Origin of the sequence: Clostridium oceanicum (genome assembly GCF_039521385.1) — a bacterium.
In the GTDB taxonomy this organism is placed as follows: domain Bacteria; phylum Bacillota; class Clostridia; order Clostridiales; family Clostridiaceae; genus Clostridium_F; species Clostridium_F oceanicum.
On the sequence record NZ_BAAACG010000003.1, the window covers coordinates 271,620 to 290,203 of the forward strand.

At 28.3% G+C, this 18,584-nt stretch carries 18 protein-coding genes and 1 riboswitch; of the genes, 1 reads left to right on the plus strand and 17 read right to left on the minus strand.

Annotation, left to right across the window (positions count from 1 at the left end; translation table 11 throughout):
- Window positions 1-142: 142 nt before the first annotated feature.
- From ABDZ71_RS02915 to cdaA, 11 genes are all read right to left on the minus strand, one after another.
- Window positions 143-667 carry a 2-oxoacid:ferredoxin oxidoreductase subunit gamma family protein gene (locus ABDZ71_RS02915; RefSeq protein WP_343758685.1) on the minus strand — a complete coding sequence of 175 codons (525 nt, stop codon included), beginning with the start codon at window positions 665-667 and terminating at the stop codon, window positions 143-145.
- Entirely contained in the window at window positions 668-1,417 is a 750-nt protein-coding gene (locus ABDZ71_RS02920) for a thiamine pyrophosphate-dependent enzyme (RefSeq protein WP_343758687.1), read from the minus strand.
- A complete protein-coding gene (locus ABDZ71_RS02925) occupies window positions 1,417-2,487 on the minus strand; it encodes a 3-methyl-2-oxobutanoate dehydrogenase subunit VorB (RefSeq protein WP_343758689.1) in 1,071 nt (356 codons plus the stop codon). The genes ABDZ71_RS02920 and ABDZ71_RS02925 overlap by 1 nt, the downstream gene beginning before the upstream one ends.
- 17 nt (window positions 2,488-2,504) lie before the next feature.
- On the minus strand, window positions 2,505-2,714 hold the full coding sequence (locus tag ABDZ71_RS02930; protein WP_343758691.1) for a 4Fe-4S dicluster domain-containing protein: 210 nt from the start codon (window positions 2,712-2,714) through the stop codon (window positions 2,505-2,507).
- 95 nt (window positions 2,715-2,809) lie between these two features.
- Complete coding sequence (locus ABDZ71_RS02935) at window positions 2,810-3,472, minus strand: ParA family protein (protein ID WP_343758693.1); 663 nt, start codon at window positions 3,470-3,472, stop codon at window positions 2,810-2,812.
- A 281-nt stretch (window positions 3,473-3,753) separates the two neighbouring features.
- Window positions 3,754-4,824 (minus strand): butyrate kinase, encoded by a 1,071-nt coding sequence (gene buk, locus ABDZ71_RS02940; RefSeq protein WP_343758695.1) that lies wholly within the window; start codon window positions 4,822-4,824, stop codon window positions 3,754-3,756.
- Between the two features lie 28 nt (window positions 4,825-4,852).
- Complete coding sequence (gene ptb / locus ABDZ71_RS02945; protein WP_343758697.1) at window positions 4,853-5,764, minus strand: phosphate butyryltransferase; 912 nt, start codon at window positions 5,762-5,764, stop codon at window positions 4,853-4,855.
- The gene (gene buk, locus ABDZ71_RS02950) at window positions 5,757-6,848 is read right to left on the minus strand and encodes a butyrate kinase (RefSeq protein WP_343758698.1); all 1,092 of its coding nucleotides are present in this window, start codon (window positions 6,846-6,848) and stop codon (window positions 5,757-5,759) included. Before buk (ABDZ71_RS02950) ends, ptb begins: the two co-directional genes overlap by 8 nt.
- 77 nt (window positions 6,849-6,925) lie before the next feature.
- Window positions 6,926-8,527 carry an NAD(P)/FAD-dependent oxidoreductase gene (locus ABDZ71_RS02955; RefSeq protein WP_343758700.1) on the minus strand — a complete coding sequence of 534 codons (1,602 nt, stop codon included), beginning with the start codon at window positions 8,525-8,527 and terminating at the stop codon, window positions 6,926-6,928.
- Complete coding sequence (locus ABDZ71_RS02960) at window positions 8,508-9,815, minus strand: CdaR family protein (protein ID WP_343758702.1); 1,308 nt, start codon at window positions 9,813-9,815, stop codon at window positions 8,508-8,510. The genes ABDZ71_RS02955 and ABDZ71_RS02960 overlap by 20 nt, the downstream gene beginning before the upstream one ends.
- Window positions 9,785-10,633, minus strand: coding sequence for a diadenylate cyclase CdaA (gene cdaA / locus ABDZ71_RS02965; protein WP_343758704.1), 849 nt, complete (start codon window positions 10,631-10,633; stop codon window positions 9,785-9,787). Before cdaA ends, ABDZ71_RS02960 begins: the two co-directional genes overlap by 31 nt.
- Before the next feature lie 134 nt (window positions 10,634-10,767).
- Window positions 10,768-10,892, plus strand: a riboswitch (cyclic di-AMP (ydaO/yuaA leader).
- Between the two features lie 221 nt (window positions 10,893-11,113).
- Between cdaA and ABDZ71_RS02970 the strand changes: the two genes are divergently transcribed.
- Window positions 11,114-11,590: a cell wall hydrolase gene (locus ABDZ71_RS02970; protein WP_425544687.1), complete on the plus strand. Its 477-nt coding sequence runs from the start codon at window positions 11,114-11,116 to the stop codon at window positions 11,588-11,590.
- A 176-nt stretch (window positions 11,591-11,766) separates the two neighbouring features.
- Here ABDZ71_RS02970 and ABDZ71_RS02975 read toward each other — a convergent pair whose 3' ends face one another.
- The 6 genes from ABDZ71_RS02975 to ptsP form a co-directional block, all read right to left on the minus strand.
- Window positions 11,767-12,639 (minus strand): NAD(P)/FAD-dependent oxidoreductase, encoded by an 873-nt coding sequence (locus tag ABDZ71_RS02975; RefSeq protein WP_343758706.1) that lies wholly within the window; start codon window positions 12,637-12,639, stop codon window positions 11,767-11,769.
- A gap of 134 nt (window positions 12,640-12,773) precedes the next feature.
- The gene (gene trxA, locus ABDZ71_RS02980) at window positions 12,774-13,091 is read right to left on the minus strand and encodes a thioredoxin (protein WP_343758707.1); all 318 of its coding nucleotides are present in this window, start codon (window positions 13,089-13,091) and stop codon (window positions 12,774-12,776) included.
- Between the two features lie 90 nt (window positions 13,092-13,181).
- A complete protein-coding gene (gene iadA / locus ABDZ71_RS02985; RefSeq protein WP_343758710.1) occupies window positions 13,182-14,357 on the minus strand; it encodes a beta-aspartyl-peptidase in 1,176 nt (391 codons plus the stop codon).
- Between the two features lie 69 nt (window positions 14,358-14,426).
- Window positions 14,427-15,704 carry a tetratricopeptide repeat protein gene (locus ABDZ71_RS02990; RefSeq protein ID WP_343758712.1) on the minus strand — a complete coding sequence of 426 codons (1,278 nt, stop codon included), beginning with the start codon at window positions 15,702-15,704 and terminating at the stop codon, window positions 14,427-14,429.
- A gap of 20 nt (window positions 15,705-15,724) precedes the next feature.
- Complete coding sequence (locus tag ABDZ71_RS02995) at window positions 15,725-16,429, minus strand: DUF4652 domain-containing protein (RefSeq protein ID WP_343758714.1); 705 nt, start codon at window positions 16,427-16,429, stop codon at window positions 15,725-15,727.
- Window positions 16,430-16,731: 302 nt separating this feature from the next.
- On the minus strand, window positions 16,732-18,351 hold the full coding sequence (ptsP, locus tag ABDZ71_RS03000; protein WP_343758715.1) for a phosphoenolpyruvate--protein phosphotransferase: 1,620 nt from the start codon (window positions 18,349-18,351) through the stop codon (window positions 16,732-16,734).
- Between the last annotated feature and the right edge of the window lie 233 nt (window positions 18,352-18,584).

Here is an 18,584-nt window from a genome sequence, read left to right on the forward strand (position 1 = left end):
TTTATTAAATACATACAGTTATTATATTACAGTTTTAATTTAGTAACAACAGTAAAAATTTTGAATAAGTTCTAATATAAAAAAAACAGTGAAGATTATAGTAATCCTCACTGCAATATTTTGTTTTAATTTTTATATTAAATTAGTATTTTTCTCCAACAGAAAGAGCTTTCTTATTAGATTCAAAGAATTTTTCTTTTCCGTGAGATTTTAATGAAGCTGTTATTTCATCCATAGTAACTATACCTGTTTCTTTTACAAGAGCACCTAAAAGAACCATGTTAGCTATTTTTTTACTTCCTATGTTTTGAGCTTCGCTTTGAGCTGGAAGAGCTATAACCTTTACATCTTTTCTTTCTGGCATTCTATCTACTAGGTCAGAATCTAATATAATAAGTCCGCCTGGAGCAACTAAATCTTCAAATTTATCTAAAGACGGTCTATTCATTACAACTATTGTATCTGGTCTAGTAACTATAGGAGATCCTACTGGCTGATCAGATAGTACAACTGAACAGTTAGCTGTACCTCCTCTCATTTCTGGGCCATAAGATGGCAACCATGAAACTTCCATGTTTGAATCCATTCCAGCATAAGCTAAAAATTTACCCATTGATAATATACCTTGGCCACCAAATCCTGCAAATATTATTTGTTGTGTTGCCATTTATTTCACCTCCCCAGTTGTATCCTTCTTAACACCAAGAGGATAATATGGAATCATGTTTTCTCTTAACCATTTTAATGATTCTTGTGGTGATAATCCCCAGTTAGTTGGGCATATAGATAATACTTCAACTAATGAGAATCCTTTTCCATCTATTTGATTTTGGAAAGCTTTCTTTATAGCTTTTTTAGCTTTTAATATATTTGGAACTGTATCAACAGATACTCTTTCTACGTAGCAAGCTCCAGTTAATGTAGAGATCATTTCTGATACTCTTACAGGGAATCCTGCGTAATCTGTATCTCTTCCATAAGGAGTAGTTTCTGTTACTTGTCCTGGTAATGTAGTTGGTGCCATTTGTCCACCAGTCATTCCATATATACAGTTGTTTACAAATATAGTAGTAACATTTTCACCTCTAGTTGCAATATGAACTATTTCAGCTGTTCCTATTGCAGCTAAATCTCCATCACCTTGGTAAGTAAATACTACTGAATCAGGTTTAGATCTTTTTATACCAGTTGCTACAGCTGGTGCTCTACCATGTGCTGCTTCAAACATATCACATGCAAAATAGTCATATGCTAAAACTGAACATCCAACAGGAGCAACACCTATAGTTTTGTCTAATACTCCAAGTTCATCAATAACTTCAGCAACTAATTTATGAATTACACCGTGTGTACATCCTGGACAATAATGTGTAGGTACGTCCAATAATGCTTTAGGTGGTTGATATACGATAGCCATTATTTAGCACCTCCTACTATAGTCTTAACTTTATCTAATATATCTTGTGGGTCTGGAACCATTCCGCCTGATCTTCCGTAGAAATCAACAGGTTTTCTTCCATTTGCAGCAACTTTAACATCATAAACCATTTGTCCGCAGCTCATTTCAACTGACAAATATCCATGTTTAGTTTTATCTATAGTTTTTTCAAATGCTTCATATGGGAAAGGCCAAATTGTTATAGGTCTTACTAAACCTAAAGTTATTCCTTCTTTTTCAGCCATTTTAACAACATTTTTGCATATTCTTGAAGTTGTTCCATATGCAACTATAATTAAATCGCAATCTTTATCGCAATTGTATAATTCATATCTACATTCATTTTCTTTTATTTTCTTATATTTAGCTTGTAATTTTTCATTATGTTTTTCTAATTCTTCTGGTTTTAAATATAATGAATTGATTACGTGATGTTCTTTTCTTCCTTTTAAGCCATCTGCAGCCCAGTCTGATTTTGAAACTTCTTTTTTGCTTCTTTCTTTAAATTCAACTGGCTCCATCATTTGACCTAACATTCCATCTCCCATAACCATACAAGGTGTTCTGTATGTATCAGCTACATCAAAAGCATCTTCTATAAGGTCAACCATTTCTTGGATTGAAGATGGTGCAAATACTGGCATGCTAAAATCTCCATGTCCACTTGCTTTTGTTGCTTGGAAGTAATCTGATTGAGCTGGTTGTATACTTCCAAGACCAGGGCCTCCTCTTACTATGTTAACTATTAAGCATGGAAGTTCTGCCCCTGCTATATATGAAATACCTTCTGATTTTAAACTTATTCCTGGTGAACTTGAAGAAGTCATACATCTAACTCCTGTTCCTGCTGCACCATATACCATGTTTATAGCTGCAACTTCACTTTCTGCTTGTAAGAAAGTTTTACCTATTTTAGGCATTTTCTTTGACATATAAGCAGCTACTTCTGTTTGTGGAGTAATTGGATATCCAAAGAAACATTCGCATCCTGCTTGAATGGCAGCTTCTCCAATAGCCTCATTACCTTTCATTAAAACCTTTTCTCCCATTATATAACCCCTCCTTCTTATCTTTCTACTGTTATTACGCTGTCTGGGCAAATTCTTGCACAAGATGCGCAACCTATACAATCGTCTTTTTTCTCATCAACTATTGTAACTGGATGATAACCTTTTTTGTTTAGCTTGTCTGAAAAGCTTATTATTTTCTTAGGACATGCCTCAATGCAATGACCACAGCCTTTACATCTGTCTTCTCTAAATGTTACTTTTGGCATTACAACCCCTCCTTAAGATTTAATAGATAAAATATATCTTAACTAAAATAATTAGTTTTAAACTTTTGAAAACGTGTACAATTTTAAATTCAGCTTTATTTCCATGGTGTCTTTAGGTATATGTCTATCGGAAATACTTTTGCTTGTACTTCATCTTTTATTTGATCTTTAAATTCTTCTTTGCAAGCAATATATCTATAAGGAATATTTGTTTTTTCTGATAACTCTTTTACTATCTTGTCTCCTTTTAAGATATGCTCTTTATTAGTTTCATATGATAAATTTGTGTTAGAAATTAAATCAGTTACTTTTAATCTTGATACTTCCTCTATAGATTTCATATATTCTTGAGTATCGTTTTCATTTGCTGTAAGAGGTCTATTATTATTTACTACGAAGTACATATTATAACTTTCTTCTTTAAAGTATCTGTTATACTGTCCAAGGACTATTGCTCCTTGATCGTCTCCTCCTATATCCATTACTACATCATAACTTTTGTCATTAAATACAGCTAAAACTTCTCCAGGAACAACCATAAGTTCTGCATTCATAAGATTAGAATCTGAAGCAATAACTCTAATTCCTAATTCATTAAGCTTGTCTTTTAATTGTCTAGAACAAAAATAAGGATTAACTATGTCAAGATCTACTAATGCTACTTTCTTACCTTCTTTTGCTAATTTAATTGCATAATTTATAGAAATTTCTGTTTTTCCACTTCCAAAGTGTCCTGTAAAAATATTTAATCTACTCATACTTTTTATCACTCCAATAATAATCCATCTATTAATACTTTAGTAACTATTACCATTTAAAACCAGAGAAAGATATATAATAATTGATGGACGTATGTTCTTACAATTAAAATATATCTTTCAATTGTAAACCATTTTAAACGAATATCTTTCAATAACCAACTCTATTATATCATAAAATTATCAATTTTGTAGTAAATTATGAATTTTTTTATTAGTTATAATTTTATCAAAGTTATATTTTGATAAAGTTATAAAATTGCACAATATTACAATTTTTTTTATTTGTATTCTCTAGCTTCTTCTTCACCTTTTAAGACTCTTAATCCCCCTTGAGCTAATGCAAGTAATTCGTCTTCACCTGGGTAAATTACAACTGGTGCTATAAATCCTGTTTTCTCCTTTATAAGAGCAGTTATATGTTTACTATAAGCTATTCCTCCAGTTAATAATATAGCATCTACTTTACCACTTAATGATGCTGCACATTTTCCTATTTCTTTTGCAACTTGATATGCAAATGCATCTACTATTAGTTTAGCATCTTTTTCACCTTTTTCGGCTTTTTCCTCTACTTCTCTAAAGTCGTTAGTATTTAGATATGCCACGACTCCACCTTTTCCGCTAATTTTCTTTTTCATTTCTTCATAAGTATGTTTTTCGCTATAACATAATTTTATTAAATCACCTACTGGAAGTCCTCCTGTTCTTTCTGGTGAAAATGGACCTTCTCCATCAAGTGCATTATTAACATCTATAACTTTTCCTTTTTCATGAGCTCCTACTGAAACTCCTCCACCCATATGTGTAACTATTAAATTAAAGTCTTCATATGATTTGTTATTGTCTTTTGCATATCTTTTAGCTACAGCTTTTTGGTTTAATGCATGGAATTTACTTTTTCTTTCTATTTCAGGCATTCCAGATATTTTAGCAACTTCTATCATTTCATCTACAACTACTGGATCTACTATAAAAGCAGGTATATTAAGTGATTTACCTATTTCATTTGCTATTATTCCACCTAAATTAGCTGCATGTTGGCCTTGAACTCCCTTTTTTAAATCTTCAAGCATTAAATCATTTACTCTATATGTTCCGCCTTCTATTGGCTTTAAAAGGCCACCTCTACCAACTATACCGTCTAATTCATTTATATCAAAATTCTTTTCTTTTAAAACATTTAATATTACTTCTTTTCTAAACTCAAATTGATCGTATATAGCATGATATTTACCTATTTCTTCTGATGAATGTCTTAAAGTTTCCTCTAATATCTGTTTTTCGTCTTCATATACACCTATTTTTGTAGATGTTGATCCTGGGTTTATTATTAATAATTTGTATCCCATGTTAAAATTCCTCCTAAAATCTATAAATCTATTTATTTAGCTGACCTGCAACTAATGCAGCTAATGCTATTGCATTTAATTTTGATTCGTGGCTATCATTTCTTGATGTTAATACAACTGGAGCCGCTGTGCCTACTAGTAATCCACCGTTTTTACAGTCTGCAGCATATGTTAAAGTCTTATACATTATATTTCCTGATTCTATATTTGGAACTAAGAATATATCAGCTTGTCCTGCAACTTCTCCGCCAATTCCTTTATGTTTTGCAGCTTCTCTTGAAATTGCGTTATCTAATGCTAGTGGTCCGTCTATCACACAACCTTTAATTTGTCCTCTATCATTCATTTTTGAAAGAGTAGCAGCATCTAATGTAGCAGGCATTTTAGGGTTAACAACTTCTACTGCACATATTGGAGCAACCTTTGGATTTTCAATTCCCATAGAATGAGCTACAGTAACTGAGTTTTTAACTATATCTATTTTATCCTTTAATTCTGGATACATATTAAAAGCTGCATCTGTAACAAGTATTATTTTTTCTAATTTAGGAATTTCAAAAACACCAACATGTGACATTAATTTTCCAGTTCTTAATCCTATTTCTTTATTTAAAACAGCTCTTAGAAAGCTTGCTGTATCTATAAGGCCTTTCATTACCATATGACCTTTTCCGCTAGAAACGATTTCAACTGCTTTAAGCGCAGCCTTTTTATTATTTTTTTCATCTATTATTTCATAATCTTCTGGATTCATGTTTATTTTCTTTGCAATTTCTAGTATTTTTTCTTTATCACCAACTAAAACTGCATTAACTAATCCTTGCTCTTTAGCATCTTTCACAGCTTCTAAAACATGTTCATCTTGAGCAACTGCTACTGATATTGTTCTTTTTTCTTGACTTTTAGCTTTTTCTACTACCTCTTTAAAAGTTTTAATCATTAAAAAACACCTCGTCTTCATAAATTTTAGCTTTTTCTATATTTAAAAGAGCTCTTAAAGCACCTTGAGCCAATGCTAACATCTCATCTTCCCCAGGTACTAGTTTAACTTTGCACATAAAGTTAACCCTATTTTCAATTAAACTTGTAAGTTTTTTATTATGAGCTAGTCCACCAGTTAAAATTATAGCATCTACTTTTCCGTTTAAAACGGTAGCCATAGAAACAATTTCTTTAGAAATCTGGTAGGCCATAGCCTCTAAAACAAGCTTAGCTTTAGGGTTACCTTCTTCAATCATTTCATTTACTTTTCTTCCATCGTTTGTACCTAAATATCCTACAAATCCAGCTTTTCCAATAAGTTTACTCTTTAATTCCCTATAAGTATATTTGTTACTGTAAGCTATTTTAATTAAATCACCTACAGGAACACCTCCTGCTCTTTCTGGTGAAAAAGGGCCATCTTCATTAGCATTATTAACATCTAAAATTTGCCCATTTTTCATTGGAGAAACAGATATTCCGCCTCCCATATGAGCTACTACAAAAGAGCTATGATAAAAATCTTTATTTTCTTCTTTACATATTCTTCTAGTTACAGCTTTTATATTTAAAGCATGTACTAAAGATTTTCTAGGTATTTCTGGCATTCCCGAAATTCTTGCTTCTTTTGATATTTCGTCTACTGCTACGGGGTCTACTATAAATGATGGTATATTTGCTTTTTTAGAAATGCTATAGGCTATAACGCCTCCAAGATTTGATGCATGTTGTCCTTGATAACCAATTTTTAGATCTTCAAGCATTTTATCAGTTATCTTATAAGTTCCTCCAGGCATAGAACGTAAAAGTCCACCTCTACCTACTACCGCCTTTAAGTCACTAATACTTATATTCTGACTAGTAAGCCAGTCCATAATTATATTTTCTCTCATATCTTTTTGGTTATATATTGTATCAAATTTCTTTATTTCTTCAGTGGAGTGAGATAAATTTTCTGAAGCCTCACATTTGTCATGATCATACAAAGCTATTTTTGTAGATGTAGAACCTGGATTTATAACCAGTATTAATTCTTTCCCCATAAACAAACCTCCAATAAAATTAATTCCATTTTATATTCTATCAGAAATTATCGGTAAAGTGAAATTTTTCATAATTTTTAGTCTATAGGTTTATATTCCCCTATTATACTTTCTGCTACTTTTACGCCATCAACTGCAGCTGAAATTATTCCTCCTGCATATCCAGCTCCTTCACCTGCTGGGTATAATCCTTTTAAAGATAAGCTTTCAAGTTTTTCATTTCTTTTAATTCTAACTGGGGCAGATGTTCTAGTTTCAATGCCTGTAATTATAGCACCTTCATCTTTAAAACCTTCTATTTTTCTATCAAAACTTACAAAACCTTCTTTTAAAGAATCTACTACATATGAAGGAAGACACTGTGATACTTGTCGAAATTCGTATCCTGGTTTATATGAAGGTTCAACTTTTCCAAGTCTTAAAGACTCTCTATCTTCTAAGAAATCTTTAACTAATTGAACTGGTGCTTTATAGTTTCCACCACCTAATTTATAAGCTAATTTTTCATAATGTCTTTGAAATTCTATTCCTCCTAAAGGAGTGGTGCAATCAAAATCTTCTGGTGATACTGATACAACTATTGCTGAATTAGAGTTTTTTCCATCTCTTTTATAATAACTCATACCATTAACTACAAGCTCATCCTTTTCTGAAGATGCTCCTACAACAACTCCTCCTGGACACATACAAAAACTATAAACAGATCGTCCAGTATTTTTCGATCTATATGTAAGTCTATAGTCTGCAGCTTTTAATCTAGGATGATTTGCATATTTACCATATTGGTTTACATCAATCATTTCTCTTAAGTGTTCTACTCTAACTCCAATGGCAAAGGGCTTAGATTCAATAGATACAGAATTTTTATAAAGCATTTCATAAGTATCTCTTGAACTATGGCCTATAGCTAAGATTAAATTTTCACAAGGAATTTCTTCTTTGTTTACTACAATACTTTTTAGTTTGCCATCTTTAACAACAAAGTCCTCTAACTTGCTATTAAATTTTATTTCTCCTCCAAGAGACTTTATTGTCTCTCTTATATTTTTTACTACCACCTTTAATACATCTGTACCTATATGAGGTTTACTAGAATAGATTATTTCCTCTGGAGCTCCAGCTTTAACAAACTCTTCTAATATAAAAGAACATCTTCTATCTTTTATTCTAGTAGTTAATTTTCCATCAGAAAAGGTTCCTGCTCCACCTTCACCAAATTGTACATTAGATTCTGTATTTAATTTACCTGTTTTCCAAAAATCATCTACGCTTTTACTTCTTTCTTCTACAGATTCTCCTCTTTCTATAACTATAGGCTTATAACCATAGGTAGCAAGCCTTAAAGCAGCAAACATACCTGCTGGACCCATTCCTACTATAACTGGCCTTGAAGAAAGTTTTTTGTTTCCTATTTCAATTTCTTCTTTATATTCTGGAGGATTAATTTTTACATCCTTTAAATTACTTTTGCAAACTATCTTCTTTTCATTTTCACAATTTACTTCTAACATATAATTAAACTTAATATTATTTTTCCTTCTTGCATCTATAGATTCTCTTAATATTTTTAAATTTTTAATATATTCGCTTTTTATTCTTAATTTTTTTGCTGCCTTTTTTTTAAGAAGGCTTATATCTTCATCTATTGTTAATTGTATATTATTGATTCTTATTGTCATCTGTTTCCTCCTGGTTTTGTGGTTTTATAGTAACTTTAACATTCTCTATATCTGAGGAAATCTTAGTTACACCTTGTGGTAATTCAATATTTATTGGAATAGTATATTGTCCATCATTTTTATCTTTTAAATCAACATAAGCATTTACATTACCACTATTTAAAGTATTTATTAAAGATTTTTTTCCTTTTATACTTATACTCACTTTAGTATTATCAAGTGAGGCTTCTTTACCTTGCATAATATTTAAAGTTTTTATAGTTAAACTTAAATTCTTAGTTATTATTTCATCTTTATTATTATTATCTTCTTTATCATCATTTGATTCATCTGGTTTTTTGCTATTATTGCCATTTTTAAAAGTTATATTTAATTCTATAGATCCATTACTATTAACTAAAGTTACATTTTGAGGCACCACTAGTTTTGATTGTATTTTTTTCTTATTATTTAAACTATTTATATCTATAGTTTCTGTATCTATACTTTTTATATTATTTATAACTTCTTCATCTCCAGCTATATCAACATATTTTAAAGTTGGAAGTATTGATTGTATACTAGGGTTATTATCTAAAGAAGTATTTAATTTAACATTAATAGGCACTGTTTTTACTTTTTTCACAGGTATCTCTACACTTATAAAAGAAGGCTTTATATCAACGCCTTTTACCTCTTCTCCATCAAATCCTCTAGCTATAAGAGGTATATTCCTTTTTATAACATCAGATGTATCAGTTACATCACAAACAGCTACTACATCTTTAACTTTATCCACATAAGATTTTGTACCGCTTATAGTAGCTCTTTTTGTTTTTGTAGTTGGAGTAAGTGAAGTATATGTCTTTTTATTATTACCTGTTAATTTTATATCTACATCTACAGTCTTAGTTTTTAGCTCATCTAATTTAACTTCTATCCATATGTTTTCTTCATTCACTATAGAAATATTATCTGGTTTTTTCTTTACCTTTACTGGTATTTTATTTACCCCTTTTTTTAATCCATATTCACTTAAATCTGCTTCTAATTTAAACTTGTCTGCATTAGCAGCATATATATCTGATGCATTACCTTTTAATACAAGATTAATAGATGTATTATCTTGTGGTATCATAGCTAAATTTGATTTTATAGCACTAGTTTGATTTATTATTTGAACAGGAACAGATACTTTATGTTCTCTAATAGGATTTTCTATATTAAAAATATATAGCCATAAACTAAAGGATGCTATAATACAACAAATTCTTATAATCATATCTTGGTTTTTATTTTTTCCACCCATTCTACCACCTTACCTTTAAAAGTAACTTCTCTTGTATAACTTTTCTTTATTATTTTTATTAATATATCTTTCAATTTTTGTTTATCATACCCTCTAGTAAGTTGACCATTTACTGCAAGAGAAACAATTCCTGTTTCCTCTGACACTATTATGGTTATACAATCTGAATTCTCTGATATCCCAATAGCTGCTCTATGTCTAGTTCCTAATTTTTTATTTATATGTTTATTTTGAGTTAAAGGTAAAAAACACCCTGCAGAAATAATTCTATCATTTCTTATAATTGTAGCTCCATCATGAAGTGGAGTATTAACTACGAATATATTTTCTAAAAGTGCAGAAGAAATCTCAGCATCTAACTTTGTTCCTGTACTTATAACTTCTCCTAGCCCTGTAAATTGTTCTACAATAATTAAAGCTCCAACTTTATCTTTTGATAAATTATCTACTGCTGTTACTATGTTTCCTACAACGTCTTCCATTTTCTCTTCATCTCTTAATATTTGCTTTTCATTAAAAGCACTTCTTCCAATGTGTTCAAGGGCTCTTCTAATTTCCGGCTGAAAAATTATTACAAAAGATAACACACCAATAGTAATAGTTTTTTGTAATATCCAACTAAGCATAGTTAACTTTAATAAGCTACTTATAGGTATTAATACAACTATTAATATTATTCCTTTTAACAACTGTTCAGCTCTAGTTTCCCTAATTAACATATAGCTTTTATAAAAAATATAAGAAACTACAAGTATATCTAAAACGGAAAACATACTCATATTTTTTATTGAATTGGATAATACTTGTAAAAATTCCACCCTTAGTCACCCCTTATACTTATATAAATATACATTTACAATTATACACTATTTATGTATTTTTATATCACCCTAAAAGTAATTTAAAATAAATTTTAATAAAATTTTAAGTATTATTTTTTTTAATTTGGAAATAATATCATTAGCCTAAGTTTATAACGCGGGGAAACCATCTTTGGGGTGAATCATTTTTATCAAAATGTAGGTTATGCCTTTACCGAACCCGTCAGCTAACCCCGTTGGCAAAAGGAGTGTTTAATTTTGAAAAAAATAAGAAGGTTTATTTTTACATTATTTTTATTATCTTTAATAATGCTTAGTAATTCAAAAATCCAACTAATTCCTAAGTATAGTTTTAGTAATTTAAAAGAAAATAAACCTATAAATTTAAAATTAGCTAGTAGTAAAAATATTAAATGTAAAAATACCAATAACCCTAATAATTCTAAAAAAACTAGAGAAGTTTTTAAGGGAAATCAAATTAACCCTAAAAAGTTTGTAGTTAAAACCCCTAAAGCAGAAAAAACTTTTAACTTAAACTCTAATTCAACTCAAGTTATAAATTATGTTGGGAAAAAATTATACATCAATAAAAAAGACATTGATTTAATGGCAAAGGTAGTTAGGTCAGAAAGTGAATCTGAACCTTTTAATGGTAAAATTGCTGTAGCATCTGTAATTTTAAATAGAACTATAAATCCTAAATTTCCAAATACTATTGAATCAGTAATAAAAGAAAGAGGCGCTTTTTCTTGTGTAGATAAAAATGGTAACGTAATAAAAGATGCTGACAAATCCAGTTACGATGCAGTAATGAAGGCCTTACAAGGAAAAGATCCTACAAACAAAGCATTATTCTTTTACAATCCCAAAATAGCAACTTCAAAATGGATGAAAAATGCTAACAAAAATAATAAAAAAAATATAGGAAATCATGTATTCTTTAATATTTCTTAAGAAAATAAAAGATACATTACCATAAAAATATTCTATTTATAAAAAACTTCCAATTTATTCTCTCCTATATAATAAATATCAAAAATTTTTATTTTTATAAAAATAAAACCTGCGTAAAAAATTACTCAGGTTTTTTTATTTTTCTATCTATTTAAAATGAAAAATAATATAATTATTTATTTATTTAATCTATCTTTATTATCTAAATAAGATACAGAACTTAAAGCTGCTACTTGCCCTTCTCCTGCTGATTTTATATACTGATAAGGCTTACCAACACAATCTCCTGCTGCAAAACAACCTTTTATATTTGTTTTCATTTCTCTATCTACCTTTATATGTGAAGATTCCATTTCTAATCCTGGTACAAGTTGTGCTGGAGATACACTATCTTTTAATACAAATATTCCATCCGTTTCAATTTGTGAATTGTTAAGAATTAATTTATTAGCTTTTTTATCTCCTGAAATTTCTACAGGCTTATCTTTAATTACTTTTATACTTTTATCTAAATTATACTCTCCTCTATACATAGGTATATAATAAAGATTTGCTGTTAACTCATTAACATAATTTGCTTCTTCTTCTGCTTCTTTATTGTAACCTATTATAGTTACTATTTTATTTTTATAAAGAGGTGCATCACAAGTAGCACAATACCCTACGCCTTTTCCTAGAAACTCTTCTTCTCCTTTTAAAGGTTTAGTATATTCCATACCTGTTGCTAATATTACAGAAGAAGCTTCGTAAGTTTTTTCATCAACCATTAAAGCAAAATATTCACCCATAGCGTAAACATTATTTATTCTTTCATAAACAATCTCTATTCCCATATCATCTATATGTTTTTGAAATTTATCTTTAAGCTCTTTACCTGTTATACCATGAAATCCTAAATAGTTATCTACTTTAGGAGCTTTTATTAATTTATTGCTTAAATCTTCTCTTCCAAATATTATAATATTTTTATTTCTTATCTTACAATTTATTGCTGCTTCTAACCCTGCTGGACCGCTTCCTATTATAGCTATATCATATCTATTTTCCATAAATATCACTTCCTTTATATTCTTTTTAAATTTTTATATAACTTTTTTCTTATCTTTTGTTTTTAAATAAAAATCTTTAATATAAAATTAAGAATAACATTAAAAATGTTATTCTTATAATTAATAATAATAAATTAAATATGATTTTCTACAACTGATTTTATTGCTTCTTTTGGTCTAAATCCTACTAAATTTTCTACAAGATTACCATTTTTAAATACCATAACTGTTGGTATACTTGCTATACTATATTGTTGAGATATAACTGGATTTTCATCTACATTAACTTTAACAAATTTAACTTTTCCTTTTAATTCTTTGGATACTTCATCCATTACTGGTGAAAGCATTTTACAAGGTCCGCACCAAGTTGCCCAAAAATCTACCACTACAGGAACATCAGAGTTTAAAACTTCTTGACCAAACATATTTTGGTTTATTTCTCTTACCATTATTTTACCTCCTAATTATACCCCTCTAGGGTACTTTGTTAATTATATTTTAATCTATATATTTATAAAAGTCAACATATCAAATATTTATTATGACTCAAAAGTACCTTTTCTCAATATTTTTTTATCTTTCATTAATTGTGTGCCTTTTGAAAATACAGACAAGATGTCTAGATTGTTTTTATCTAAAATTAAAATATCTGCATCTTTATTTTTTTCTAAAGATCCTTTATGTTTCATCTTTAAATGCTTTGCTACATTAGATGTAACTACCTTTAAAGCCTTTTCTAATTCTATATTTTCACTTTTAACACAATCTTTAATTTCTCCATAAAGAGCTTTAACTGTACCTATTCCAAGACCTACATATTGACCTTTATCATTAAAAATAGGTAAGCTTCCTTGACCATCAGATGAAAAATGAACTTGTTCTATATTTAACCCTTTATCTATTATAATCTTTAATGCTTTACTTGCTTTTACTTGTTCTTTCTCTATATGATTTGGATCTGAACTGGCTGTTAAATCTATTATTCCACCTTTTTTCATAAATTCAATAGCAGAATTAAAAAGTTCTTTATTTCTTCCCATATGAGTTGGTATTATCTGATTAATTGGTATATTTGTATCTTTAAAAACTTTAAAAATGTATTCTATACCTTTTTTTTCATTTCCAATATGAACATGTATTATCCCTGGTTTTCCTGAAATTAAACCACCGGATCTACCTTCTGCACATATTTTCATAAAATCATCATAATTAGGTTGGGAAGATCTATGGTCTGATAGAGCTATTTCTCCTATTCCTATAACTTTATCAATTAAAACAATATCTGACTTTGGGCTACCGGTAATATTATCAACTGGTATACTATAAGACCCTGTATATATGTAAGTAGTTATGCCTTCTTCTTCTAGTCCTCTAGCTTTTGCAAGTAAAGCTTCCATACTTCTACATATACCATCCATGCCTAAGCAACCTACTACTGTAGTTATTCCACCTTCAATAATTTGAGACAATTGTATTTCTGGAGTTCTTGTTGAAAATCCACCTTCTCCTCCGCCTCCTATTATATGAACATGAGAATCTATAAGACCAGGAGTTACTAAGTTTTCTTTTGCATCTATCACCTTTACTTTTAAAGGTATATTTGATAAATCAAGATTATCATATAATCCTTCTATCTTATCTCCTAGTATTAAAATATCTTTTTTACCTAGGTATGAGGGAGAATATACATAACCATTTTTTATAACTGTTATCATTTTATATCCCTCCTATAATAAAATTTCTACTATTATTATTCTTCATACATAGATACTTTTATTCTAAAATTAATTAGAATTTATTATTCTTTTTATATTACTATTATTATACATAGATTCAGAGTATATATCATCTATTCTTTCAGCATAGTGTTTAGACTTGTTGTTGTCTATTTTTTCATACATAATAGCTAATTTATATAATACTTCTGCTGAATAACTATCTCTTGGAAAATCATTTATATACTTTTCATAATATTTTATACTAGTTGATACATCTGAAATTTTCTCATAATTGTTCCCTAATAAATAAACTATATGAGAATATAAATAATTGACCTTGCCAAAATTATAAGCTTTTAGCAATTTTTCATTACTTTTATCATAATCTTTAGATTTAGAATACTCTACTCCTTCTTTATAAAAATATTCTATACCTTCTTTTTTAAGTAAAGTTTCACCTTTTATAAGAAGAGCCTTATCATTAATGCTTAAATTCCTATTCTTCCAATATATATATATGCTATATAGTTCATTAAAGTTTTTGTTTTCTATAAATTTTTTTACTTTGTTTGAGTCAAATTTTTTATTTTCACTTTTTTCAGGTTTTTTTTGTTTATCCTTATCATTATTTTTAACAATATTATTAGACTTAGGATTAGATTTAATTTTCTTAAGGTTACTGCTAGCTACATTTTTACTATCTGTTTTTTTTGCCTTTAAAGGTTTTTTAGGATTAAATTTAAAATAATACACAGTTGTTGCCATTACACAAATAAAAATTATAGATATAATTGAGCATACAGCTACTTTTTTTCCCTTTCCTTTTTTATCTAATCCACTATTTGAAAAATTCTTTTTTAATTTATTTGCCTTTAAATTATTTTTATCTCTTTCTAAAACTTTTTCGTTATATTCCAATGCTTTATAGTTTCTTCCTATTTTTAAATAACATTTAGTTAAATTATTAAGTACATTTATATAATTAAAATCACTTTTCTCGCATTTCTCTAAAAATACTATAGCTCTCTCATAATTTGATTTTCTAATGTAAGTTATAGCTTCTGTATAGTATTTTAATAAAATTTTATCGTCTTCAATATCTTTTAAATACTTATTAGCTATCTCATCTTTATTATTTTTATAATTCATTTCCCAAAGTTTTTTGCAACCTATTAAATCTCCATTTAAATAATATAATAATCCTTTTAGATTAATAGCTGATGAATTTTTACAATCTATAGATATACTCTTTTCACATAAATCCAAGGATTTATCTATATAACCATTATTATATTGCTTTAGTGCTTTTAAATATATTTTATTAGATTTATCACTCTTGTTCATATTTTTTCCTCTCTTAATAACTAATTGTTTTTAGAGATAATTTCTTTAATCTCTTTATAAGACATTTTTATTTCTTCTTTATGAGATTTTGAAAAATTATCATCCTCAAATACATTCATATTTAATACTAAAAATTCATCTTCCTTTTTAACAGATACAACTTCTTTTTTTAAATCTTTTCTTTTATAAATTTCACTAATTTTATTAGTTTTAACATTTATATTATATAAGTCTCCACCTTTAGATACAGTTCCATAGGCATGTCCTATCACTACAAGTATATTTTCATCATCTAACCACAATAAATTTTTAGGAGTATCTTGTTTATCATTTTTAACCTTTATATTCCATATTTTATTTTCTTTATCCTTAACACATATTGTTCCTACTCCTTCTTCCTCACCATTGTTACCTCTTCCTTTAATAGCTGCTGAAAATTTATTATTTTTAGATTCTTGCCATTTAATATCTTCTTTTTCTTTAGAATTTTTACTATCAAATTCCTTTTTTTCTATAGTAATTTCACTCGGTTTTTTAGAATTATTAGTTTCTTTTGTATCCTCATTGTTTTTACTCTTGTCACTTTCCTCTGTTACTTTTTTCTCTTTAGTAGTTTCCTTATTGGAAACTTTATTTTTGCATCCTATAAATAATACATTTATACATAAACACATTAACAATACACTTATAATTTTTTTTAAAAAAGATTTATTATTTTTAATCATTTTACTACCTCCATTTTCCACATTATACAACTTAATTATACATAAAAAGATTAATTCTGTATATTCATGATATTTTTAGTATTAATCATAATATCCTTATAAATCTTACCCCTTTCTTAAGACAAATTATATTATTATCATTTGTCCTAAGAAATTTTTTATAAATACTAATACTTATATTGTAATTTTAAATTTATATATAAATATATTATAAAAAGACTAACAAAAATTTATTAAAATAAACTTTTGTTAGTCTAATATGTAATCAATATAGTAATTCTGCCTAATATATTTAGGTTATATTATTTTTCTAATATTATTTTTTTAGCTGTTAATATTGAAGATGCACTCATTGAATGTTCATCTAATCCATATTCTACAAGTGTTGGTATTGCAACTTCATCTCCAGCCATTTCTCCACACATACCACACCATTTTCCTTCTTTGTGAGCTGCATCTATTGTCATTTTTATTAATCTTAAAACAGCTGGGTGCATAGGATTATATAAATATGATACTTTTTCATTCATTCTATCTGCTGCTAATGTATATTGTATTAAATCGTTAGTTCCTATACTAAAGAAATCTACATGCTTAGCAATTTCATCTGCGCATACAGCAGCTGCTGGTATTTCTACCATTATTCCTGTATCAACATTTTCGTTAAAGTCTTTTCCTTCTTTTCTTAATTCATCCATACATTCTTTAAGTACTTCTTTTGCTTCTAAGAATTCTTCTAATGAAGATATCATTGGGAACATTATTTTTAAGTTACCAAAAGCTGATGCTCTAAGTAAAGCTCTTAATTGTATTTTAAATATTTCTTCTTTTTTATCAAGACATAATCTTATAGCTCTATATCCTAAGAAAGGATTCATTTCTTCTGGTAATGGAAGGTATGGAAGTTTCTTATCTCCACCTATATCTAATGTTCTTATAACTACAGGTCTTTCTCCCATTTTTTCTGTTACATATTTATAAGATTCAAATTGTTCATCTTCAGTAGGCATAACGTCTCTATCCATATATAAGAATTCAGTTCTAAAAAGACCTATTCCTTCTCCACCATTTTCTAAAACTTGATTAACATCTTGAGGTTTACCAATGTTTCCACATACTTCTACTCTTCTACCGTCTTTAGTATGAGTTTCAACGCTGATAAGTTTTTTAAGTTCTTCTAGTTCTTCTTGGAATTTTGCTTTACGCTTTTCATATTCTTTTATTGTAGCATCATCTGGATTTATTATAGCAATTCCTTCTGCACCATCTACTATAATAGAATCTCCATTTTTAACTGAAGTAGTAATATCTTTCATTCCAACTATTGCAGGTATTTCTAATGTTCTAGCCATTATAGCACTATGTGAAGTTCTTCCACCTATATTAGTTAAGAAAGCTATAACTTTAGTCTTATCTAATTGAGCAGTATCTGATGGTGTTAAATCTGTAGCTACTACAACTGTATTTTCATCTAGGTTATCCATCATGCTTCCTGCTTTACCTAGTAAGTTTATCATTATTCTTTTACCAACGTCTTTTACATCGGCTCCTCTTTCTCTCATATATTCATCTTCCATTGAAGCAAATATAGCACTGTACATATCTATAACATCTTGAAGAGCTTTTTCTCCATTTACTTTATTATTTTCTATATTAGATGAAACAGCTCCTGTAAATTCTGGATCATCTAAAAGCATCATATGACTATCAAAAACTGCAGCTTTTTCTTCTCCAACTTCTTTTAACGCCTTAGCTTTTATTTCTTCAAGTTGTGTTCTTGTTTCTTTTAAAGCAGATTCAAATCTTTTTTTCTCTGCGTCTATATCTTCAATTGTTTTTTCTATAACTTCAATTTCTAAGTCTTCTTTAATAAAAACTTTTCCTATTGCATATCCTTTTGATGCAGCTATCCCTTTTTTCATTTTTTTTCCTCCTCATTTATATACAAATAGTTTTATAATATACGAAATTAACCTTCTAATTTTATACTAGCAAAATCCATGCCAAATATTTTGTAAAATTTTGTACTATATTTCATACAATTTTTTAAATCTTTTTATATTATTTGCTGTATTTCATCATAAAATGTAACTTAATTATATATCTATTGATACTTTTTATCAATTTTTTATATATAAATTTTAATAATTCATAT